The organism is Polaribacter litoreus (assembly GCF_054584775.1).
In genome coordinates this window covers 96,773-120,099 of record NZ_JBTLRD010000003.1, presented here as the reverse complement: position 1 = coordinate 120,099, position 23,327 = coordinate 96,773, and the positions used below count along the sequence as shown (strand labels likewise).

The 23,327-nt window shown below is 30.2% G+C and carries 18 protein-coding genes and 1 tRNA gene; 9 read left to right on the top strand and 10 right to left on the bottom strand.

The window, feature by feature from the left end; all coding sequences use genetic code 11:
* Nucleotides 1-9 precede the first annotated feature (9 nt).
* The 6 genes from ACW9UN_RS03045 to ctlX all read left to right on the top strand — a co-directional run bounded on the left by ACW9UN_RS03045 (nt 10) and on the right by ctlX (nt 6,864).
* Nucleotides 10-696: a hypothetical protein gene (locus ACW9UN_RS03045; RefSeq protein WP_459483768.1), complete on the top strand. Its 687-nt coding sequence runs from the start codon at nt 10-12 to the stop codon at nt 694-696.
* Between the two features lie 44 nt (nt 697-740).
* Nucleotides 741-1,859 carry a glutamine-hydrolyzing carbamoyl-phosphate synthase small subunit gene (gene carA / locus ACW9UN_RS03040; RefSeq protein ID WP_459483766.1) on the top strand — a complete coding sequence of 373 codons (1,119 nt, stop codon included), beginning with the start codon at nt 741-743 and terminating at the stop codon, nt 1,857-1,859.
* Between the two features lie 264 nt (nt 1,860-2,123).
* Nucleotides 2,124-3,410: a phosphopyruvate hydratase gene (eno, locus tag ACW9UN_RS03035; RefSeq protein ID WP_459483765.1), complete on the top strand. Its 1,287-nt coding sequence runs from the start codon at nt 2,124-2,126 to the stop codon at nt 3,408-3,410.
* Nucleotides 3,411-3,595: 185 nt separating this feature from the next.
* The gene (locus ACW9UN_RS03030; protein WP_459483763.1) at nt 3,596-4,882 is read left to right on the top strand and encodes a citrate synthase; all 1,287 of its coding nucleotides are present in this window, start codon (nt 3,596-3,598) and stop codon (nt 4,880-4,882) included.
* A 69-nt stretch (nt 4,883-4,951) separates the two neighbouring features.
* Entirely contained in the window at nt 4,952-5,866 is a 915-nt protein-coding gene (locus ACW9UN_RS03025) for a dimethylarginine dimethylaminohydrolase family protein (RefSeq protein ID WP_459483762.1), read from the top strand.
* A 62-nt stretch (nt 5,867-5,928) separates the two neighbouring features.
* Nucleotides 5,929-6,864 carry a citrulline utilization hydrolase CtlX gene (gene ctlX / locus ACW9UN_RS03020; RefSeq protein ID WP_459483760.1) on the top strand — a complete coding sequence of 312 codons (936 nt, stop codon included), beginning with the start codon at nt 5,929-5,931 and terminating at the stop codon, nt 6,862-6,864.
* 70 nt (nt 6,865-6,934) lie between these two features.
* Here ctlX and pafA read toward each other — a convergent pair whose 3' ends face one another.
* The gene (pafA, locus tag ACW9UN_RS03015) at nt 6,935-8,575 is read right to left on the bottom strand and encodes an alkaline phosphatase PafA (protein ID WP_459483759.1); all 1,641 of its coding nucleotides are present in this window, start codon (nt 8,573-8,575) and stop codon (nt 6,935-6,937) included.
* Between the two features lie 106 nt (nt 8,576-8,681).
* Between pafA and ACW9UN_RS03010 the strand changes: the two genes are divergently transcribed.
* The 3 genes from ACW9UN_RS03010 (at nt 8,682) to ACW9UN_RS03000 (ending at nt 10,324) form a co-directional block, all read left to right on the top strand.
* Nucleotides 8,682-9,422, top strand: coding sequence for an MlaE family ABC transporter permease (locus ACW9UN_RS03010; RefSeq protein WP_459483758.1), 741 nt, complete (start codon nt 8,682-8,684; stop codon nt 9,420-9,422).
* Nucleotides 9,423-10,190: an ABC transporter ATP-binding protein gene (locus tag ACW9UN_RS03005; RefSeq protein WP_459483756.1), complete on the top strand. Its 768-nt coding sequence runs from the start codon at nt 9,423-9,425 to the stop codon at nt 10,188-10,190.
* 61 nt (nt 10,191-10,251) lie between these two features.
* A tRNA-Lys gene (locus ACW9UN_RS03000) sits at nt 10,252-10,324 on the top strand.
* A 379-nt stretch (nt 10,325-10,703) separates the two neighbouring features.
* Here the strand turns inward: ACW9UN_RS03000 and ACW9UN_RS02995 are convergent.
* From ACW9UN_RS02995 to ACW9UN_RS02955, 9 genes are all read right to left on the bottom strand, one after another.
* Nucleotides 10,704-12,512, bottom strand: coding sequence for a sodium:solute symporter family protein (locus ACW9UN_RS02995; RefSeq protein WP_459483754.1), 1,809 nt, complete (start codon nt 12,510-12,512; stop codon nt 10,704-10,706).
* Between the two features lie 44 nt (nt 12,513-12,556).
* Nucleotides 12,557-13,432 (bottom strand): sugar phosphate nucleotidyltransferase, encoded by an 876-nt coding sequence (locus ACW9UN_RS02990; protein ID WP_459483753.1) that lies wholly within the window; start codon nt 13,430-13,432, stop codon nt 12,557-12,559.
* Nucleotides 13,433-13,438: 6 nt separating this feature from the next.
* Entirely contained in the window at nt 13,439-14,530 is a 1,092-nt protein-coding gene (locus ACW9UN_RS02985; protein ID WP_459483751.1) for a mevalonate kinase family protein, read from the bottom strand.
* 6 nt (nt 14,531-14,536) lie between these two features.
* Nucleotides 14,537-16,108 (bottom strand): beta-N-acetylhexosaminidase, encoded by a 1,572-nt coding sequence (locus ACW9UN_RS02980; RefSeq protein ID WP_459483749.1) that lies wholly within the window; start codon nt 16,106-16,108, stop codon nt 14,537-14,539.
* Between the two features lie 95 nt (nt 16,109-16,203).
* Nucleotides 16,204-17,745: a hypothetical protein gene (locus tag ACW9UN_RS02975; RefSeq protein WP_459483748.1), complete on the bottom strand. Its 1,542-nt coding sequence runs from the start codon at nt 17,743-17,745 to the stop codon at nt 16,204-16,206.
* 9 nt (nt 17,746-17,754) lie between these two features.
* Complete coding sequence (locus ACW9UN_RS02970; RefSeq protein ID WP_459483747.1) at nt 17,755-20,046, bottom strand: FdhF/YdeP family oxidoreductase; 2,292 nt, start codon at nt 20,044-20,046, stop codon at nt 17,755-17,757.
* Nucleotides 20,039-20,848, bottom strand: coding sequence for a formate dehydrogenase accessory sulfurtransferase FdhD (gene fdhD, locus ACW9UN_RS02965; protein WP_459483746.1), 810 nt, complete (start codon nt 20,846-20,848; stop codon nt 20,039-20,041). Before fdhD ends, ACW9UN_RS02970 begins: the two co-directional genes overlap by 8 nt.
* Before the next feature lie 189 nt (nt 20,849-21,037).
* Nucleotides 21,038-22,219, bottom strand: a complete 1,182-nt coding sequence (locus tag ACW9UN_RS02960) for a class I SAM-dependent methyltransferase (RefSeq protein ID WP_459483745.1) — start codon at nt 22,217-22,219, stop codon at nt 21,038-21,040.
* Between the two features lie 6 nt (nt 22,220-22,225).
* Complete coding sequence (locus tag ACW9UN_RS02955; protein ID WP_459483744.1) at nt 22,226-23,308, bottom strand: AI-2E family transporter; 1,083 nt, start codon at nt 23,306-23,308, stop codon at nt 22,226-22,228.
* Nucleotides 23,309-23,327 lie beyond the last annotated feature (19 nt).

The window sequence follows — 23,327 nt, the reverse complement described above, 5'->3', positions numbered from 1 at the left end:
TAAAACAAAATGAAACTAACTACACCGCTAATCATCATTTTACTTGTATTAAACACTATTGTAATACAGGCTCAGTCAGCTGCCTTAGGAGGCACTGACTCTAATCCAAATTCACAGCATTTAGGAACAACAGCAGGTATATATGTTTTATCACCTAAATCTAAAGTCAATATTAAAAAGGTTTTTTTGTTTGATAACTTTAACAACAAAGCTATAATTGTAGACCGTTCAAATAAAAAATTTAAAATTACTAATTTTAACATAGATTTGGTTAGTAATTTGTTTGTTTCGAAATTTAAAAATGACAGTTTATATACATTTACAAATATAAATAAGGCTTTTGTAAATAATAGAGAGTACATAAAAAAAGAAAAATATATTTATGAGAAATCTGTTGAAGGAGATAAATTAAATTTATATTTGAAGTTGTTTTCTAAAAGAAAAGAGAAAGAGTTTGATAAAATGAATGGTAAATTGATAAAACCAGAACATTTTGTTAAAAAAAAGGAATATATTTTTGAAAATGTAACTAATAATAAATCAGCTAGTTTTAGTAGACTTAAAAAAAAGGTAATAATAAATCTTATCGATGGTAAATTAAAAAATCAAGTAGTAACTTTTGCAAAAAAAAATAAATTATCGTTCAAAAGGTATACTGATTTAAAAAAAATATTGAATTATTATAATAAATTATAAAAATAGTTACAAAACACAATAAAATTACAACTAAGAATACATCTATGAAGTATCAGACAAGAAAAAAAGCTTTGGTTTTATTAGCAGACGGAACAATTTTCTATGGGAAATCTGTTGGAATAGAGGGAACATCAACAGGAGAAATTTGTTTCAATACAGGTATGACAGGTTATCAAGAAATTTTCACAGATCCTTCTTATTTTGGTCAGTTAATGGTTACAACAAATGCTCATATTGGTAATTATGGAGTTAATGATAATGAAGTGGAATCTGATGGAATTAAAATTGCAGGTTTAATTTGTAGAAATTTTAGCTTTACCCATTCACGTGTAGATTCTGATGGTAATCTAAAAGATTGGTTTATCAAACATAATTTAGTTGCAATTTCTGATGTAGATACTAGAGCCTTGGTATCTTACATAAGAGATAATGGAGCAATGAACGCAATCATTTCTACAGAGGTTGATAATATTGATGCTCTTAAAGAACAATTAGCAGCTGTGCCAAGTATGGAAGGTTTAGAATTAGCTTCTAAAGTATCTACAAAAGAGCCCTATTTTGTTGGTGACGAAAATGCTGACCTTAAAATATCCGCATTAGATATAGGTATCAAAAAGAACATCTTAAGAAATTTAGCAAAAAGAGGTGCGTATATAAAAGTATTTCCATATAATTCTAGTTTTTCAGATTTAGCAGCATTTAATCCTGATGGATATTTTATTTCTAACGGACCTGGAGATCCAGAGCCTTTAGTAGAAGCACAAAAAGTAGCCAAGGAAATTATTGAAAGAAACCTACCATTATTTGGCATCTGTTTAGGACATCAGGTAATTGCCTTATCACAAAATATTTCTACCTACAAAATGCACAATGGTCATAGAGGTATTAATCATCCAGTTAAAAATTTATTAACGGGTAAAGGAGAAATTACATCCCAAAACCATGGTTTTGCTATTAATAGAGAAGAAACCGAAGAAAATGAGAATGTAGAAATTACACATGTTCATTTAAACGATCATACAGTTGCAGGTATTCGTATAAAAGATAAGAACGTTTTTTCTGTACAATATCATCCAGAAGCAAGCCCTGGGCCACATGATTCTGAATATTTATTTGATCAATTTATAGAAAATATAAAAGCTTCTAAAAAAGTTTTGTCGTAACTTCTTCGTCAATCATCGTTTCTTTTCGGTTATTCACCTTTTTTTTGGTGATTAGTTAAATATTCAAAGTATATTTGTAGTGTGATTGCAAAATCACATTCTTTTTCATAGCAATTTTCCCACTCAGTTTACTGAGTGGGTTTTTTTGTTACTAACAGTAATCGTTTTCGTAATTAATCAAAATCATTTTATCATTAACTTGTTACATTTTCGTAAATTAGCACTATAATAAAAGTTTTAATTAATTAAACAAACATCATAAAAATGAGCATTATTATTAGCGTTCACGCACGTCAAATTTTTGATTCAAGAGGTAACCCAACTGTAGAAGTAGATGTAACTACTGAAAATGGGATTTTAGGTAGAGCTGCAGTACCTTCTGGGGCATCTACAGGAGAACATGAAGCAGTAGAATTAAGAGATGGAGGAAAAGATTACATGGGTAAAGGAGTTCTTAAAGCTGTTGACAATGTAAATAATATTATTGCAGAAGAATTACTTGGTACCTCTGTTTTTGAACAAAATGCAATAGATCAGTTAATGATTGATTTGGATGGTACTCCAAATAAATCTAAATTAGGTGCTAACGCTATTTTAGGTGTTTCATTAGCTGCTGCAAAGGCTGCTGCAAACGAATTAGCAATGCCTTTGTATAGATACGTAGGTGGGGTTTCTGCAAATACTTTACCTGTACCAATGATGAATATTATCAATGGAGGTTCTCATTCAGATGCGCCTATCGCATTTCAAGAATTTATGGTAATGCCGGTTAAAGCTAAAAATTTTACGGAAGCTATGAAAATGGGTTCTGAAATTTTTCATAACTTAAAAAAAGTATTACACGATAGAAATTTATCTACTGCTGTAGGTGATGAAGGAGGTTTTGCACCAACTTTAGATGGTACAGAAGATGCAATCGAAACCATTGCTTTAGCTGTAAAAAATGCTGGCTACGCCTTTGGTGATGAAGTAAAAATAGCTTTAGACTGTGCTGCAGCAGAATTTTATGTTGATGGTGCTTACGATTACACCAAATTTGAAGGTAGTAAAGGTGTAGTTAGAACTAGTCAAGAACAAGCTGACTATTTAGCAGAATTAGCAGCCAAATATCCTATTATTTCTATAGAGGATGGTATGGATGAAAATGACTGGGAAGGATGGAAATACTTAACCGAAAAAATTGGTGATAAAGTACAATTAGTTGGTGATGATTTATTTGTTACTAATGTAGAGCGTTTGTCTAGAGGAATCGAAAACGGAATAGCAAATTCTATCTTAATTAAAGTAAACCAAATAGGTTCTTTAACAGAAACAATTGCAGCTGTTAATATGGCTAAAAACGCAGGATATACGTCTGTAATGTCTCATAGATCTGGAGAAACAGAAGATAATACAATTGCAGATTTAGCTGTTGCATTAAATTGTGGACAAATTAAAACAGGTTCTGCTTCTCGTTCAGATAGAATGGCAAAATACAATCAATTATTAAGAATTGAAGAAGAATTAGCGGAAACAGCTTATTTTCCTCAAGAAAAAGCTTTTAAAATTTAAATAAAGTTTTAATCTGTAACCTTAAAAAGCCCTGTAATTTTTTACAGGGTTTTGTTATTTGGTACCTTTTCTGATTAATCGATTAACCTTATTTTTTAATATCTAAAATCTATCTACAACACCTTTTAAAATCTTCAATAATTTGGTATCTTCGCGATACGAACAATACATAAAAAAATCTTTAAATGCCAGATATCGCTAAGTTACAGATAGGAGAAAATTTATACGAGTTTCCACTTGTTAAAGGAACTGAAAATGAAGTCGCAATTGATATAAAAACATTACGATCAGCTACTAACGGAGTCATTACTATCGATCCTGGGTACAAAAACACAGGGTCTTGTGAAAGTGCGATAACTTTCTTAGATGGTGAAAAAGGAATTTTAAGATACAGAGGCTATTCTATTGAAGAGTTAGCAGAAAAAGCAGATTTTTTAGAAACTGCATATGCCTTAATTTTCGGAGATTTACCAACTACAGAGCAACTAAATAAATTTCATTCAGACATTAGAGACCATTCTTTAGTAGATGACGATGTTAGAAAAATTATAGAGGCCTTTCCAAGAAATGCACATCCAATGGGTGTTTTATCATCTTTAACAAGTGCATTAACAGCCTTTAACCCTGCTTCAGTAAATATTGAATCTAGAGAAGACATGTATCATGCCATCGTTAGAATTTTAGGTAAATTTCCTGTTTTAGTTGCATGGACAATGCGTAAAAAACAAGGTTTGCACTTAAATTATGGTAGAAAAAACTTAGGTTACGTAGAAAACCTAATGTATATGATGTTTAAGCAACCTAACGAAGATTTTGTAATTAACCCAATAGTTAAAAATGCTTTAGACAAGCTGTTAATTCTACATGCAGATCATGAGCAAAATTGTTCTACATCTACAGTTAGAATCGTAGGATCATCTCATGCAGGTTTATTTGCCTCACTTTCTGCCGGTATTTCTGCACTTTGGGGACCTTTACATGGTGGTGCAAATCAAGCTGTACTAGAAATGTTAGAAGCTATTAAAGCAGATGGTGGAGATACCAAAAAATATATGGCTAAGGCAAAAGATAAAAATGATCCTTTTAGATTAATGGGCTTTGGACACAGAGTGTATAAAAATTTCGATCCAAGAGCAAGAATTATAAAAAAGGCAGCAGACGAAGTATTAAACGATTTAGGTGTTAGCGATCCTATACTAGAAATTGCTAAAGGTTTAGAACAAGAGGCCTTAAATGATCCATATTTTGTAGATAGAAAACTATATCCTAATGTAGATTTCTATTCAGGAATCATTTACAGAGCTATGGGGATTCCTGTAGAAATGTTTACAGTAATGTTTGCTTTAGGAAGATTACCAGGTTGGATAGCACAGTGGAAAGAAATGAGATTAAGAAAAGAACCAATTGGTCGTCCAAGACAAATTTATACTGGAGAAAACTACAGAGAATTTGTAGAAATTAAAAAAAGATAGATAATAATATTATTTTTGCACAACATTAAAGGCTTCATACATTTATGAAGCTTTTTTTAATTCTTAAATATGCTTCAACTAAATATTCAAAACGAAACCTCTAGATTAAGAGCTGTAATCTTAGGTACAGCAAAAAGTAATGGAGGTGTACCAAAGGTAGATGATTGCTATGATCCAAAAAGTATTGAACATGTTTTAGCAGGCACATATCCTAAAGAAAAAGATATGATTCTAGAAATGGAAGCAGTTGCTAAAGTTTTTAAAAAATATGATGTGCAAGTTTTTCGTCCAGACATCATCGAAAATTATAATCAAATTTTTTCAAGAGATATCGCTTTTGTTATCGAAGATAAATTTATAGAAGCCAATATTCTACCTGATAGACAGAAAGAATATAAAGCCATAGATAAAGTAATTTCTCAAATTAATGCTGATAATATTATAGTTTTACCAGACGAATGCCATGTAGAAGGAGGAGATGTGATGCCCTGGAACGATTATATTTTTGTTGGTACATATTCAGGTAATGATTATCCAAATTATATCACTGCAAGAACCAATACTGCAGCAGTAAAAGAATTACAAAAATTATTTCCAAAAAAAATAGTAAAACCTTTCGAGTTAAGAAAATCTAATACCAATGCTAAAGAAAATGCACTACATTTAGATTGTTGTTTTCAACCCATAGGAAAAGATAAGGCAATATTGCATAAAAATGGATTTTTAATAGAAAACGAATATCAATGGCTATTAGATTTCTTTGGAAAAGAAAATGTCTTTGAAATTACAAAAGAAGAAATGTATAACATGAATAGTAATGTTTTTTCGATCTCTGAAGAAGTAATTATCTCAGAAAAGAACTTTACAAGACTAAATAGCTGGTTAAGAGAAAATGGTTTTATAGTAGAAGAGGTACCTTATGCAGAAATTGCAAAGCAAGAAGGATTACTGCGCTGCTCTACATTACCTTTAATTAGAGATTAATATCACTATAACAGGTCTATTCAGAAAAACTAGAATAATTTTATTTTTTAATTTAGGTGATAATGCAACAAACTACAAATACAATTTTAATGGTTCGCCCTGCAAGTTTCAGAAAAAACGAGCAAACTGCTATTAATAACTACTATCAAGAAGATATAGATTTAAAAAATTTTGAAATTAACCAAAAAGCACAACAAGAGTTTGATGCTTATGTTGATAAATTACAAAGTTTTGGAGTACAAGTAATTGTAGTAGAAGATACCAAAGAGTTTGATACACCAGATGCTATTTTTCCTAATAATTGGAACTCATTTCATGCAGATGGAACTGTAGCTATTTACCCTATGTTTGCAGAAAATAGACGTTTAGAAAGGCGTGAAGAAATTCTAGAAGCTGTTGAAAAAGAAGGTTTTATTATTAAAAATATAGTAGATTATACTTCAGCTGAAGAGGAAGAAGTTTTCTTAGAAGGTACAGGAAGTATGATTTTAGATAGGGTTAACAAAAAAGCATATTGTGCTTTATCTCCAAGAGCAAATGAGGACCTATTTATAGAGTTTTGTGAAGATTTTGAATACACTCCAGTAATTTTTACTGCAAACCAAACTGTTGATGGAAAAAGAGAGGCAATTTATCATACAAATGTTATGATGTGTGTTGCCGAAACTTTTGCAGTAATTTGTTTATCTTCTATAGATGATAAAAAAGAACGAAAAAATGTTTTAAAACATTTAAAAGAAGATAAAAAACAAGTTGTTGATATAACTGAAGAACAAGTAAATCATTTTGCAGGAAACATGCTTCAAGTTATAGGTAAAAATGACGAACGCTTTTTAGTGATGAGCCAAGCAGCATATAATTGTTTAACCGAAAAACAACGAAAAACAATCACTCAGCATTGTCAAATTATTTCTAGCTCTTTAAACACTATAGAAACTTGTGGAGGTGGCAGTGCACGTTGTATGATGGCTGAAATTTTCTTGCCAAAAGCTTCATAACAACACACAACATCGACTAAAATTTAATAAATTATATTTAGTCGATGTTTGATATGCTATAAAAACAAAATTATTTTTGTAAAGCTTCTTCAATAATTTTTCCTGTAGAAGAATTGGGTGCTTCTATTTTTAAAATATTTGCAATTGTAGGTGCTATATCTATAATATTATAACGCTTTTTAGAAACCCCTTTCTTTATTCCGTTTCCGTAAAAAATGATGGGCACATGCGTATCATACGAATAGCCAGAGCCATGAGAAGTACCAGTTTTCCCACGATTTAAAGTTGCAGGATAAGGAATCATTAAAACATCACCAGATAGTTTTTGATTATATCCATTTTGTAGCGTATTCATAATGCCATCAGAAAAATGACTGGTTTGTAAGGTTTTTGCAGTAACAGCTTTATATATGCCATCAAAATCAATAATTTCCGCAACTATTTTTTCAGCAACTTGATGCTTTGTAAACCCTAAAGACTCAATTTTTTCTTTATTTAAAAAAATTTGATAGTTAGATATGTTTTCGATCAAATCAACTGAATTAAAATATTTTTTTGTGATTGATAAAATAGATTCTTTAAGTTGAGTAGAGTTTAAATAATGAGCAGGAATTTTTAAAGATTGTAAATACGCAGGTACGTGAACAGCTGCATGATCTGCTGTAAGAAAAATAGTGTATTTATCTTTACCAACTTGTTTATCTAAAAAAAGTAATAAATCTGCTAAATCTTTGTCAAAACGTAAATAAGTATCTTCAATTTCTATAGATGCTGGTCCAAATTTGTGTCCAATATAATCTGTAGAAGAAAAGCTAACAGCTAAAAAATCGGTGTATTCACTTTTACCCAAATTTTCGCCAATAACTGCTGCTTTTGCAAAATCTGCTGTATAACTGTTTCCAGCAGGAATCGATTTTAATATATTAAAATTATCGTTTTTAGCTTTTAAAGACGGAATATTATGAGGAAAAGATGTTGTGGTTTCACCTGTAAATTTCCCCTCAAAAATATTATCATCAGTAATACTATTAATATACGTTTCTATATCGTATAGAGTATTCCAAGGTTCTTTTAAATACTCTTCAGCTTTACCATTATTATTAAAATCAAGCACCCATTTAGGCAGTTTATTCATGTAAAAAGAAGAACTAATCCATTTTGGATCATTTTTACCATAAAACCAATACGCAGCATCAGCTGTATGACCAGCAGGTAAAATTGCAGATCTATCTTTAATACCAATTCCAATAGATTTACCGTTCATATTTTGAGCTAATTTTAACTGATCTGTTACCGTAGTTGTAAATAATCTATAGGGCGATTTTTTACCAGCATTACTTAAATTACCTACGGTTGTATATCTAGAATCATCAACACAATAAATAGATTTTTTTAAAAAATTATCGTACCAATTATTACCTATTATGCCATGGTTTGCAGGTGTGGTGCCTGTGTATATAGATGAATGACCAACAGCTGTATATGTTGGTAAATAATTATAATGAGCATTTTCAAGAGAAAACCCATTTTTTAAAATCCTTTTAAAACCATTCTCTGAATATCTTTTATAAAAACGAGTTAAATAATCATAACGCATTTGATCTACCACAATACCTACAACAAGTTTAGGTTTTTGTGATTCGATTTTACGAGGTTTACATCCCCAAAAAAAAGTAAAAAATAGCACTGCAAAGAAAAAATATCTTTTCATAAAAAATTATATTATTGGTACATCAAAAGTAATTAATTTTTACATTGTTACAATGAAACCTATATTGTCTAAATGTTATTTATTAATTTAGCACAAAATCTAATCTGTGAATTACTTAGAACATATAGGCAAATTTTTTATGATGCTGAAACAGGTTTTTAAAAGACCTCAAAAGTGGATTATTTTTTATGAATCGCTAATTAAAGAAATAGAAGAACTAGGTTTAAAGTCTCTTGGTATTATTATGTTTATTTCTTTTTTTATAGGTGGTGTAATTGCTTTGCAAACCGCTTTGAATTTAGACAGTGCATTTATACCAAGGTCATTAATAGGCTTTGCCGCCAAAAGATCTATTATTTTAGAGTTTGCGCCCACATTTTGTTCTATTATTTTGGCAGGTAAAGTGGGATCCTATATCACTTCTAGTATTGGTACAATGCGAGTAACAGAGCAAATTGATGCCTTAGACGTTATGGGGGTAAATTCTTTAAACCATTTAGTATTGCCAAAAGTAATTGCAACTGTTTTCTTTTATCCTTTTTTAATATCATTAGGAATGATGCTAGGTATTTTTGGAGGTTGGATTGCAGGTGTACTATCGGGTTTGTTTAGTGGTGTAGATTATATATTGGGTTTACAAACAGAGTTTAAACCATTTTTATTAACCTATGCAATTATAAAAACATTGGTATTTGCTTTTCTAATAGCCACTGTACCCTCTTATTTTGGGTATTATGTTAAAGGTGGTTCTATTGCAGTGGGTAAAGCTAGTACACAAGCAGTAGTTTGGACCACAATTTTAATTGTAGTTGCTAATTATTTTTTAACCCAAATGTTACTTACTTAAATGATAGAAGTTAAAGATTTACGCAAAGGTTTTGGTGATGTTGAGGTGTTAAAAGGAATAACAACAACATTTCATCCAGGAAAAACAAGTTTGATTATAGGGCAAAGTGGTGCTGGGAAAACAGTTTTTTTAAAATCTTTAATTGGTTTACATACGCCAGAAGCAGGTACTATTTCTTTTGATGGAAGAATCAATACAAAGTTTACGATTGCAGAAAAAAGGCAATGGCGTCAAGAAATTGGAATGGTTTTTCAAGGTGGTGCTTTATTTGATTCGCAAACTGTAGAAGAAAATGTAATGTTTCCTTTAAAGATGTTTACAAAAAAATCTCAAGTACAAATGCTAGAACGAGTAAATTTTGTTTTAGAACGGGTAAATTTAAAAAATTCAAATAAAAAATTACCAGCAGAATTATCTGGGGGGATGCAAAAAAGGGTTGCCATAGCTAGAGCCATAGTTATGAACCCTAAATATTTATTTTGTGATGAACCAAACTCAGGTTTAGACCCAGAAACAGCAACTGTAATTGATAATTTAATTCAAGAAATTACAGATGAATATAAAATAACTACGGTAATTAACACACACGATATGAACTCTGTTATGGAAATAGGAGAAAAAATCCTTTTTTTAAAAAACGGAAGAAAAGCATGGGAAGGAAATAGTGAAGAAATGTTTAGAACTGATAATGAGGATGTTGTTGATTTTGTATATTCTTCCAATTTATTTAAAAAAGTTCGTGAAGCATATTTAAACGAAAAAAAATAAAAAAAAACTTTGGTTTTTTTAAAATAACGCATATATTTGCACCCGCTTACGGAAAAACAATGACCTGGTAGCTCAGTTGGTAGAGCATCTCCCTTTTAAGGAGAGGGTCCTGGGTTCGAGCCCCAGCCCGGTCACAATTAGTTAAAAAAACTCTACATAATTTTGTAGAGTTTTTTTTATTAAAAATACTTGCTTAGGCATATTGAAAGTTATTTGAATTGAAAAATGGTTTCAATTCTATCAATTAAAAGTAAAAATTACAACTTTATATAAACTATTTAAACTTGTTTTACTCAAGTTCAGGCTACTCTATTTAATTTAGAATTTTACAAGGTTATTATGATGATTTATACATCTAATGACATTAAGAAGACTATTGTCATTTAAGTTTTCTAAGTTAAGGCAAAAATCATTAAATTGGAGCCAAGTTTATCAACAGTAGTTCTTAGTTTGACTCAGGTTACTAACATTTATTCTGCTAAACTATTTATAAAAAAATTATAAATTTAAATTTTAAAAAACATCCATTTTTATTTTTTTCCATGTTTTTATCAGAAAAAAACCAGAAATTATAGCTAAAAATGTAGTTATACATGCATTTATTGTTTTACCATAAATCCAATATCCTACAGTAAATAAGCAGTTGTATATCAAAATACAAGCTAATAGCATTGCTAAAATTCCGCAAGGAACATTCCAATTTTCATTTTTCTCAATTAAGATTTCAGATTTTGGTAGTTTAGCTAAAACAGAAGACCAACCAGGTCCTCCAGGCTGTGTTTTATTATAAAATTTTATAAGGACTTCTTGTTTTTCTGGTTTTGTAATAAAGGTGAACATAAGCCAAATAAGAGTGGTTGTAAAAACTATTACTGGCAACTTTGCCCAAATAGGGAGAAAGCCAGTTGCACCAAAAAACAAATCACTTATATTTTCCGATGAAAATATTAAAGAGATAATTCCAGAAACTATCATAGCAGAAATTTCGCTCCAAGCGTTTATTCTCCACCAAAACCATCTTAAGATAAAAATTAGTCCTGTGCCTGCGCCAAACATAATTATAATATCAAAAAGCTGTTTTGCATTTTGTAAATATAACGCAAAAAGAGCACTAAGAATCATCAAAACAATAGTAGATATTCTTCCTACAGCAACTAGGTGTTTTTCTGATGCATCTTTTTTTATATGTTGTTTATAAAAGTCATTTACAATATAAGATGAGCCCCAATTTAAATGCGTTGAAATGGTAGACATATATGCCGCAATTAATGAGGCTAAAACCAAACCTAATAAACCACTAGGCAATTTGGTTAGCATTGCAGAATAAGCTAAATCATCACCTAATTTATCTTGAGAAATAGAAGGAAAAGCATCATGAATACTAGCTACATCAGGAAAAACAATTAAGGAAGCTAACGCAACTAAAATCCAAGGCCAAGGACGCAATGCATAGTGCATTATATTAAAGAAAAATGTTGCCCCAATTGCATGATTTTCATCTTTAGCAGCTAACATTCTTTGTGCAATATAGCCACCACCACCAGGTTCTGCTCCTGGGTACCAAGAGCTCCACCATTGCACAGCTAAAGGTATTATAAGTAAGGTAATCAATGCCTCAGTGTTACTAAAATCTGGTAAAATAGATAGTTTATCAACTACATTTTGGTGCGTAATTAATGCTTCAATGCCGCCAATTTCTGGTAAATTAACTAAATAATAAGCAGCACCAATGGAACCAGACATGGCTGTAAAAAATAATAAAAAATCTGTGTAAACTACACCTTTAAATCCTCCTAAAGCACTAAAAATTACGGTAATTGTACCTGCATAAATAATCGTTTCCCAAGGTTGTAAACCAAGCATTATACTGCCTATTTTTATGGCAGCTAAAGTTACACCAGCCATTGCAAAAATATTGAATAGAAACCCTAAGTATAAAGCTCTAAAAGCTCTTAAAAACTTTGCGGGTTTACCTCCATAGCGAAGTTCATAAAATTCTATATCTGTTTTTACTTCAGATTTTCGCCATAATTTGGCATAAACAAAAACAGTTAATAGCCCTGTTATTAAAAAAGCCCACCACATCCAATTAGAAGAAACGCCATCTTTTCTAACAATATCTGTTACAAAATTTGGTGTATCTGTAGAAAAAGTAGTAGCAACCATAGAAACTCCTAACAGCCACCAAGGCATATTTCTACCAGAAAGAAAATACTCTGTTGCATTTTTTCCTGATTTTTTGGAAACATAGATTCCTATAAATAGTGTAATTAAAAAAAATGAAATAATTAAAACATAATCTAATGTACTTAGGTTGATCATAAACTAATTGGTAAAAGGATTACAATTGTTGCAATATAAAAATTCTAAGTCCAATTTAAACTCTCTGGATAATGCTTTTTCAAATATTCTTTTATGGTAATAATATCATCTTTTGCGGTTAAATCGGGCACATGCTCAGAGCAAGGTATACCTAAAAAAGATGCTTTATAATCGGCTATACAGTTTAAAACAACACTTGGTAACTCTTTTTCATTACGTATTGGATGAACAGGGCAGTTTTGCAAATAAGGATATATCATTTTACCATCTAATTTAAACAAGTTCATGCTTATTCTTGTTTTACCATCTTTATCTTTAAACTCTTTAGCTTGTTCAATAGTTGGTTTTTCAATAATATCTTTTAAATAATTATCTTCATTAAAATTCATAATTGCAAACGAGTATATTTTATCTAAATTAAAATCTAGTGCGTCTCTATCATAAGAAATTAAGGCGTTTTTATGAGTGGTTTTTCTCAACAATTTTAGTGATTTTATCGAATACAAATTATCACTATTGCAAACCGTAAATTGATTTTGTTTTAATTCAGGAAATTGTTCTAGAGCTTGTAAAACGGCATCAGCAGTACCAAAAGGTTTTATTCTGTTTTTAGGGATATATTGAATTGCAAACGATATGTTTAATCCGTTGAAATTATTATTCGATTTATTGTTGCCATAAAACTCTTTAAACAAACCGCCTTTTTCATTAATAACAATATAAATATTGCTATAACCCGCTTTTTTAGAATTGTACAATAAATAATCCATTAAAGGTCTCCCAGCATTACCAACACTAATTAAGCTTTTACTTCTATGATTTGCTTGGTAGTTTTCTTGATCGTTTACAGATGTTGAGTTTGCTGATTTTTTCATTCTTGATGACATGCCACCAGCTAAAATAATTAAGTTTTTATGCATTTTTAATTAAGAATTTATGACCGAAACTTTTGCGCCTTCATCAACTTTAGCAATATATACGTTTTTTGCACCCGCCTTTAAAATGGCATTTGATATTTCTTTTTCTCTGTGTTTAGGTGATAAAACAGCAATGCTTCCACCACCACCAGAACCCACAATTTTTGCTCCTAAAGCACCAAAATTTAAAGCAGCATCAATCATATCATCAATTTTTGGGACGGTAATTTTTAAGAGGTTTTTTAAGTAATAATGATGTTGATTCATTAAATTACCAATTTCTACAAGATCTAAATTTTCTTTTTTAAATGATGCTAAAGCTTTTTTAGTAACATTAAAATTACCTAAAGCAGCTTCAAAATAAGGTTGTATGTCATCAGAAACATAATTTAGATATTTTTGTAAATCTTCAATTTTTGCAGTCTTTAAATTAAAATTTGGAACTTGACTTTTTACTTCTTCAATAGCTTTCCAAGTGTTTGTTTTTAATTGTTTTAATAGTCCTATGGTTTCTTTTGGTACACCAGAATCTGCCATAATTAAGCCTGTTAAAGGAACTTTTAAAACCTTGTAAGAAAAGTTGTTACCAGTTTCTAAATAAATAATATTTCCTAAACCAATACTATACTGATCCATTTTACCTCCAGGTGCATTAAACTCTAAGACTTCTGCCTCGAAAGCTATTTGCGAAATTTTTTCTGGACTCAACAGTGCTTCATCACCAAATGCTTTAATTAAAAATTGCACCCAAGCTACTACAAGTGCAGATGAGCTAGACGTACCAGAGTTTATAGGTATTGTTCCTGTAATATGAATGTTATATCCATGATTCGGAATGCAATTATATTTTTTTAAAACTTGTAATGCTGATTGAAAAAAATCTTGTTTTTCTAGAGTGCCAAATTTATCATAAATACCAATAGATCTTTTTTTGTTAATATCTGGTAAATCAATTTGAAAAGTGTTGCAATTATTTTTTACGGCAGTTAAGGTAATATGTTTGTTAATTGCACAAGCTATAATTGGCAATCCTAAATAATCTTGGTGATCACCAAATAAACAGGTTCTACCAGGGGCAATTGAAATAATTTTTTTTAACATTGATTTTTATTTCTCTACATATTTAGCAGGTGCAAAATAAATTTCTTTTGTTTGCCAACGTTTCTGTAAATTTTTAAGTGCAACTTTAAAAGCCGTAAAATTTTTATTTTTTTTAATTGTCCAGCCCACTTCTGCATAAGCTGCAATTCTAGGAAAAACTTTAAAATGCATTTCACCATTTGTAGGAATCCATTCTCCCCACATTTGGCAACCTAAACCAATTATCTTATCATGATATTTTTTGTCTAATTTATCTGGAATAGGATCAAAAGTGTAGGCTTTAGATAATGGTAAATTTTTATAGGTATAATCTAAATAAGTATATGTGTGCAGAGAGTTAACAATTTCATAGCCATTACTTGCGGCTGTTGTAGCCAAATCTACATCTCCTTTCCAAAAATGAATAATACTTTTTTTTGCTAGTTTTTGGGTAGTTTTAGTGTCTTTTTTATTTTGGTAATAATGTAAATTATGTCCCATAATTTCGTTCCAACCCATCATTCTACGTCCTTTAGTTTCTAAATATTTTGAGATGTTGTTTGTAAAAAAAACTTGTAAATCTGCAGGAGTTGCCAAATTATTGGCCTTCATATATTTTTGAACGGATGCAGAATTTTTCCAGTGATTGTATTTCACTTCATCACCACCAATATGAATTACTTTTGATGGAAAAAGGGTCATCACTTCATCTAAAACATCCTTTAAAAATTGAAGTACTCTTTGATTGGTAACATCATAAACATCTTTTCCTACACCAAATTTTATGGGTACTTCAATTTTATTTTTCGAGGTTCCTAGCCAAGCATATGAAGCAATAGCAGCAGTAGAATGTCCAGGCATTTCAATTTCTGGAACCACAGTAATATGTCTTTCTTTAGCATACGCTACAATTTCTTTAATTTGCTTTTGGGTATAAAAACCTTTGTGAGGTTGGCCAGATTGTATAGGGCTTTCCCATTGCAAAGCGCCAACTTGTGTACTTTTTCTTTTTGCCCCAATTTCTGTTAGTTTTGGATATTTTTTGATTTCGATGCGCCAGCCTTGATCATCTACCAAATGCCAATGAAATACATTCATTTTTAAAAATGCCATTTCATCTAAAAGCATTTTAACTTGCTTTATGCCTTTAAAATAACGTGCTTCATCTAACATAAAAGCTCTCCATTTAAATCTTGGAGCATCTATGATTTTTATATCTTTGATTTCTATATACTTTTCATATTTAGAATAATACGAATTGTATTCGCAAAGTTGTTTTAAAGTTTGTGAACCGTAAAACCAACCTGTATTGTTTTTAGCACAAATAATAATTTTATCATTTTCAACTGTTAATTCGTAAGCCTCTTCAGTTAAGTTTTCATCAACTTGAAAACTGATATAATTTTTTTTCAAATTTTGATAATCTGTAGTTTTTAACGATAAACCATAACTTTCTTTAAAAAATGTTTGAAGATTTGTAGCGTTAGGATTACTAATAGTATCAAAAACAATTTGAGTTTCATTGCTGATTTTTAGAGAATTACTACCCTCAATGATTTTCTGTGGATTTGGTGTGATATGAATTTTTTGAGCATTCATAATTAAAGAATTCAGCAAAAAAAATATACTAGACAGTAAAACGCTTTTAATTTTCATTTAAATATCCTATAAATTTGCCCTATAAAAATACGTTTTTATTGATTCATTTTTAAAAAAGATAGGTGATATTTTATACCTAAATTAAACATTACACTACTTAAATCACCTCCTTTAGCTTTTACATAACCAGCAGAAGTTCTAAAACTTAAACTATTATTGAGTTTATAATTAAAACCAGCAGCAGGTTTAAAAATTAAACCTTCACCAGTACTAATATCTCCACCACCAGCAGCGCCAGCCAATACTTGACCAAAAACAGTTACTTTATCATTTAAAAAAGGATTTGTTCTTGCTCCTAAACCAACAATTCCCTCAGCATAAGCACCAGCATTTCCAAAACTAGCAAAAGCAGTTTGGCCTGCAACAAAAATGTTTTTAGTTAAATCGAAATTAATCTGCAAAGCTATTTGGTGTAAATCTTCTGTAGGTATTGTTCCATCTCGTTCAGCATCTAAGTATAAATCGTGCTTAATAACCACTTCAAAACCTTTAAATTTTCCGCTAGTAAATGATTTATCGGAAATGATACCACTTCTTTCTACATAATACTTTAAACCTACACCTAAAGAAGAGGTGTTGAAATGTGAGTTTGGAGAGATTACGTACCCTTTATTAATAGATAAAAAGAAATCATTAAAAATTCGTTGTTCAATAGATACATCAGGATACAATAAAAAACCACCTTGAGTATCAACACCACCACCACCAGCAGCACCAACACCAAATTTTGCTAAAATATTGGTATTGTTTTTGTTAATTGGTAATAAATAACCACCACCTAAAAATACGTCCATAAAACCCGCTTTTATACCATCAAAAGCCCCATCAACTTTTAAAAATGCAAACCAATTTTTATTAAAATAGTTTGCCAGTTCAAAACCAGCTAATCTAATAGTAGCGTTTCCATATCGTTTAATATTAGGGTTATCAATATCGCCTTTAATTTTTAGGTTATTTTGATGAAACATTAGAGATGTTTTCTTAGAATTTATATTCCAATCTGAGTTTTGTAGCATATCAAAATCATACTCATTTTCTGACATTTTATAATCAGAATACGTATAATCTAAAGGAATTTCTAAACCAACAATAAATTGGTTTCCTTTAATTTCTCCATCATCAAAGAAATTTACATAACTCCAACCCGAATTTATGGAAAAGTTTTTAAAATCATATCCTAAGTTAAGATGCGGTAAAATAAATATACCACCACCATCTGGAGCGGTTGCTCCACCACCAGCACCTAAATGAAAACCTGTATCTACATAAAAATCTTTACCTAAGTATTTTTTAATTCCTGCATTTACACCTAAAGTAAAAAAGCCACCTCTACTGCCACTAACAGCGCCATAAATACCAGCTCCTGCATATGCCCATTCATTTAACATTAAATTGTAATGAATTCCTGTAAAACCCATATTTTTTTCGTTGGGTATGTTTGTTTCAGGCATTTTAATAGAAAGAAAATCTAGTTTACCAAATGCTTTTTGAGTTTTCTTTTTAGGTACATTTTCTTGTTGTGCATAGATGGTTATATTTGCTAAGAAAAGGGCGAATAAAAAAAATAGTTTTTTCATTTTATAAAATTATTTTTTAGAAATGGTTATGATTATTGCTTTGGATGTTGGTGTATTGCTGCGTTTTGCCGTACTTTTTATAGGAACTAATACATTGGTTTCTGGAAAATAAGTAGCTGTGCATTGTTTTGGGATGTTATAAGGTATTGCTAAAAAGCTTTTAGCCTCTCGTTTTTCATCATTAAAATGACTTGTTAAATCTACTACATCTAACTTTTTTAAATCTAAATTTTTCATGTCTTCACTATTCATCAAAATTACTCGACGTTCATTTAAAATGCCTCTGTAGCGATCATTTAAACCATAAATTGTGGTATTGTATTGGTCGTGCGTTCTAATTGTCATCATTATAAATTCATCTTCTTTTAAGTGAATATCTGAGGGTGAATTCACACTAAAATTTGCCTTGCCTGTAGAAGTTGCATCAAAATTATTTTCTCTTGCATTGTTAGGCAAATAAAATCCACCCTCTTTACGAACACGTGCATTATAATTGTTGAAACCTGAAATTGTGGCTTCAATTTTATCACGAATAAAATCGTAATTAGAAATTAATTTTAACCAATTTGTGGTTGATGTTTTTAGTGTAACATTGGCCAAATGACCGATAATAGCGGTTTCGCTTAATAAATTTTCTGAACAAGGTTTTAAATGTCCTTGAGATTTATGAACAACACCCATAGAGTTTTCTACAGAAACAAATTGTTCTCCAGAGCTTTGTATGTCTTTTTCTGTACGACCTAAGCAAGGCAGAATTAACGCTTTTTTACCATGAATGAGATGGCTTCTGTTTAATTTTGTTGATACATGAACTGTTAAATTACAATTGCGTAATGCTTGTGCTGTATATTCTGTATCTGGAGTAGCTGATAAAAAATTACCACCCATTGCAAAAAACACTTTTGCCTTATTTTGGTGCATTGCTTTAATAGATTCTACCACGTCTAAACCATGTACTCTTGGTGCTTTAAATTTAAATTCTTTTTCTAAGTTATCTAAAAAACCGTGTTTTGGTTTTTCCCAAATCCCCATAGTTCTGTCTCCTTGTACATTAGAGTGACCACGAACTGGACAAGTACCAGCGCCTTTTTTACCAATACTACCTTTTAACAATAAGATGTTTACAATTTCTCTAATATTATCTACACCGTTTTTATGTTGGGTAAGACCCATTGCCCAACAGGTAATTACTTTTTTATTGTTGATAATTAAATCTGCAGCAGCTTTAATTTCATTTAAAGATACACCTGTTTGAGGTAGTAAATAATCAATAGAATACGTTTTTAAATCATCTAATAAACTATCAATTCCGTGGGTTTTTTCTTTAATAAAATCGTTATCAAAAACAGAATTAGGTTGTTTTTTTTCTTGTTCAACCATCAATTTTAAGATGATTTTTAACAAAGCTAAATCGCCATTAATTTTAACCTGTAAAAATATATCTGTTAAATCTTGCCCATCTCCAATCCATTTTAAAGGATTTTGAGGGTTTGTAAAATTCATTAAACCAACTTCTGGCAATGGATTTATGGTAATAATTTTACTTCCTTTTTGTTTTGCATTAGCCAAAGCAGTTAACATTCTTGGATGATTAGTACCAGGGTTTTGACCAATAACAATAATTAAATCTGTATGATTAAAATCATCTAAAGTAACAGAACCTTTACCAATTCCTAATGTATCTGTTAGTGCAACACCACTAGATTCATGGCACATGTTAGAGCAATCAGGTAAATTGTTGGTGCCAAATTGGCGAACAAATAGTTGATATAAGTAAGCCGCTTCATTACTAGTTCTCCCAGAAGTATAAAAAATAGCTTCGTCTGGAGAATCTAAAGTATTTAATTCTTTTGCAATTAAATGAAAAGCATCATTCCAAGATATTTCTTGATAATGATCTGCACCTTCTGGCAAGTAAACTGGATGGGTTATTCTGCCTTTTTTACCAATTTCGTAATCAGATAATTTTGATAAAGTATTTACAGAAAATGTTGTAAAAAACAAAGGTGAAACTCTATTTTTGGTAGCTTCTTCAGCTACAGCTTTTGCTCCATTTTCGCAATACTCTGCTAAAAAAGCTCTTTTTTCATCAGGATCTGGCCAAGCACAACCAGGGCAATCAAAACCATATTTTTGATTTATATTTTTTAACAAACTAATGCCTTTTATAATGCCAACTTCGTCTTTTATGTGGCTTAAAGCAGAGGCAATTGCTTTGGGGCCTACAGATGTTTTAGGAATGTTTTTGAATTGAATTCCTGTTTGTTTTTCTGGAGGTTGTGCATTTGTTTTTTTATGCATCTGTTAGTAAGTTGTTAAGGTGCTGATTATTAGAGTAAATGGTCATTTTTTGATTTCTGGTAAAGCCGATTAAACAAATACCGAATTCTTTGGCAAAATCTACAGCCAAAGAAGAGCATGCAGAAACTGCCACAATTATAGGAATTTTAGCCACAAAAGCTTTGGTTATAATTTCGTAAGAAACTCTGCCACTTACTAGTAAATAGTGTGCATCTTTTATGTTGTTTTGTTGAAGCAAAAACCCAATTGATTTATCAACTGCATTGTGTCTACCAATATCTTCTTTTGTGGTTAAAAGTTGCTGTTGTTTGTTAAAAATCGCAGCAGCATGGCTCCCTCCAGATAGTTTGAAGGTTTGTTGAAAATCGTTCATAATGGCATGCATTTTATGCAGATTTTTAGCTGTAGTTGTAGTTGCTGTAGTTAATGATTTGCCCTTTGTTTTTAAATCTTTCAACTCTTTTTTGCCACAAATACCACAAGAAGAAACCGATAGTAAGGTTCGCTTATTTAAGTATCCTTTTCCTAAATCTTTTTTAAGAATAGAAACATTAATTATTGAAGGAATATTATCTGTCTTTTTTTCAATATTAAATACTAAATTTTCTGTTTTTTTATAAATATCTTCGGCAAAAAGAAGGCCTCTAATAAGGTCAAAATCATCATCAGGAGTTCGCATTACAACAGTATAAGGTTCTTTGTTGATGTTAATTTGAAGTGGGGCTTCGATTACTAGAAAATCATCAGTTTTTACATGATGATTTGAGGTAATTCTTATACCTTGATAATTGCTTATTTGCATAAATTTTTGGGTTTCTGCTCTTTACAAATTTAATGAAAAACTACGAGCATAAAAAAGTCTCGATAAAAACCGAGACTTAAACTTTAGTGTTTTATACCCCTAATAATAAAACACGTAAAGCCTGCACAAAGATAAAAATAAAATAGCTTGTTATAATTTGTAAAACGTAAAATATTGTTAATCTGTTGGCTAAACGCTTATTTTTTTGCAAATAACTATAATTTGTTTGTTGTTTAAAATGGTTGTTAAGAAGATGTATATCTCTCCACCATCTTTAATTTTAGTTTCTTTTCTAAACTGTGCAACTGTTTTAGGGTAATTTCTTGTGGTTATGTTTGCCTTTTTTTGAGGCAATAATTTTCTAAGTTTTTTCTTATCGTTAGTTAAAGTATGTTCTATTTTAAACCTTCTTCCTGGAAAATTTATGAGGTTGTTTGATGTATAGAGGTGAGCGTGTTGATGTAATTTAAAAACGTTGAGTTGATTTGATATTTGATGAAATCCGCCAGATTTTAAAATAGCAGCATTTGGCTCGTATAAATAGGTAAGAGGTTCTGAATAATTGGATTCGACTTTTGTTTCGAAATAGAATTCAAATTGTTGGGTAAGCTTGTTTTGAAAATTAACTGTTTTAATTTTTATGTTTCCTTTAAAGTCTTTTTCTAACAAAAAAAGTAGTTCTTTTACTTCATTATTTACAGCAACAATATGAACTTCTTTAACATTTTTTAAATCTTTAATAGTATTTGAAATGTCTAAAATAGGTGATACTTTAACTAAAATATGCTTTGCTTTGTTAAAAAAGAAATCGATTTTTGGCGGAATGTAAGGCTGACAATCTTTTAGCAAAAACACTTTACCTTTAACATCATCTCTTCTTGAAGGATCTATATAAATACAATCATAAGTTTCTTTACTTTTCTTTAAATAGTCAAATCCATTAGATGCAATGTTTTTAATATTTTCTGTTTTTAATTGTTGGTAGTTGTGTTTTACAATTGCAGACAATTCTTCGTTAATTTCGCAATGTATTACTTGTTTAAATTGTTTTGAAAAAAAGTAACAATCTATACCAAAACCACCAGTAATATCAATAATTGTATCACCAAAAACCAAACCTGATTTATATTTTGCAGTTATTTCTGATGAGGTTTGTTCAATACTCAATTTAGGTGGGTAATATAAGTTTTTACCAGAAAACCAAGTAGGTAGTTTTTTCTTAGATTTTTGTTTTGCAATTATTTGGTTGGCCAATTCTTGTATAGAAACCTCTTTAAAAGGACTGCCTTTTAAAATTAGTCTTGTGATTTCTGTGTTTAAATGATTGTCAATAAATTGTTGAACTTCTGGTTTTAGAATATGTAAATTCAAAAGAAATTATAGGCTTTTAGTTAAAGATTTAACGATTTTATTTTCGGATAGAAACTCTTTTAAAATAACCTTAAGAGCTGTGTAGGTAGGCACAGCAGTTATCATACCTATAATGCCAAAAAGTAAACCGCCAATAACAATTATTAAAAAAATTTCTAAAGGATGAGATTTTGTGGTTTTAGAAAAAATTACAGGCTGACTCACAAAATTATCTAAAATTTGAGCAAGGCCATAGCAAAATAAAATCCATAGAGAAGTGGGTAGAATTTCTGTTTGAAACTCTAAACCAATATTACTTGTCATCGATAAAATAAACATCAAAATAGCGCCAATTAATGGCCCTACATAAGGAATTAAATTTAAAAGAGCACATAAAAAGGCAATAACAATTGCATTAGAAATGTTAAAAGACAGCAATATAATAGTATATAAAACAAACAAAATTAATATCTGAATAATTAGCCCTAAAAAATAACGAGAAAGTAAATCATTAATAGTTTCTAAAGATTTAGAAAAACGATTTTCGGTGTTATTAGGGATGATGGTTAAAATACCATTTTTTAGCAATTGACTATCTTTCATAAAGAAAAAACAGATAAATAAAATAGAAAACAAACCAATACTTATAGATCCTAAAGCTGCAATAATAGCGTTGAATAAATTAGGAATTGCTTTAAACTGATTGGCAAAATCCATACTTTCAATTTCCTTTAAAATATCAATTCCTTTGGATGCAAAATAAGCGGTAATTTGATTAAAAATACCTTGTATATTTTCTTGTAATTTATCAACCTCTAATAAAGATAAACTTCTACCTTGTTCTAAAACCAAAGGAATAAATAAAATTACAATACCTGTTAATAACCCTAGCATCATGGCCATTGTGGTAATAACAGCTAGTGTGTTTGGAAACTTTAACTTTTTTCTTAAAAAAAGAATAAATGGCCTACCTATTAAAGACAAAACACCAGCTATAATGATATACACAATTACAGATTGAATTTTTAGTAAAAAATAGCCAAGTAAAAATATACCCAGAATAATTGCTAAGGCTCTTAATATTCCGTTTGCTATTGTTTTTGAAGTCATAAAATAAAGTATTAAGATC

Bases quoted from the DNA above. Each gene is read 5' to 3' on its own strand.
- ACW9UN_RS03045 (WP_459483768.1), top strand. From the start codon at position 10: ATGAAACTAACTACACCGCTAATCATCATTTTACTTGTATTAAACACT.
- carA (WP_459483766.1), top strand. From the start codon at position 741: ATGAAGTATCAGACAAGAAAAAAAGCTTTGGTTTTATTAGCAGACGGA.
- eno (WP_459483765.1), top strand. From the start codon at position 2,124: ATGAGCATTATTATTAGCGTTCACGCACGTCAAATTTTTGATTCAAGA.
- ACW9UN_RS03030 (WP_459483763.1), top strand. From the start codon at position 3,596: ATGCCAGATATCGCTAAGTTACAGATAGGAGAAAATTTATACGAGTTT.
- ACW9UN_RS03025 (WP_459483762.1), top strand. From the start codon at position 4,952: ATGCTTCAACTAAATATTCAAAACGAAACCTCTAGATTAAGAGCTGTA.
- ctlX (WP_459483760.1), top strand. From the start codon at position 5,929: ATGCAACAAACTACAAATACAATTTTAATGGTTCGCCCTGCAAGTTTC.
- pafA (WP_459483759.1), bottom strand. From the start codon at position 8,575: ATGAAAAGATATTTTTTCTTTGCAGTGCTATTTTTTACTTTTTTTTGG.
- ACW9UN_RS03005 (WP_459483756.1), top strand. From the start codon at position 9,423: ATGATAGAAGTTAAAGATTTACGCAAAGGTTTTGGTGATGTTGAGGTG.
- ACW9UN_RS02995 (WP_459483754.1), bottom strand. From the start codon at position 12,512: ATGATCAACCTAAGTACATTAGATTATGTTTTAATTATTTCATTTTTT.
- ACW9UN_RS02990 (WP_459483753.1), bottom strand. From the start codon at position 13,432: ATGCATAAAAACTTAATTATTTTAGCTGGTGGCATGTCATCAAGAATG.
- ACW9UN_RS02985 (WP_459483751.1), bottom strand. From the start codon at position 14,530: ATGTTAAAAAAAATTATTTCAATTGCCCCTGGTAGAACCTGTTTATTT.
- ACW9UN_RS02980 (WP_459483749.1), bottom strand. From the start codon at position 16,108: ATGAATGCTCAAAAAATTCATATCACACCAAATCCACAGAAAATCATT.
- ACW9UN_RS02975 (WP_459483748.1), bottom strand. From the start codon at position 17,745: ATGAAAAAACTATTTTTTTTATTCGCCCTTTTCTTAGCAAATATAACC.
- ACW9UN_RS02970 (WP_459483747.1), bottom strand. From the start codon at position 20,046: ATGCATAAAAAAACAAATGCACAACCTCCAGAAAAACAAACAGGAATT.
- fdhD (WP_459483746.1), bottom strand. From the start codon at position 20,848: ATGCAAATAAGCAATTATCAAGGTATAAGAATTACCTCAAATCATCAT.
- ACW9UN_RS02955 (WP_459483744.1), bottom strand. From the start codon at position 23,308: ATGACTTCAAAAACAATAGCAAACGGAATATTAAGAGCCTTAGCAATT.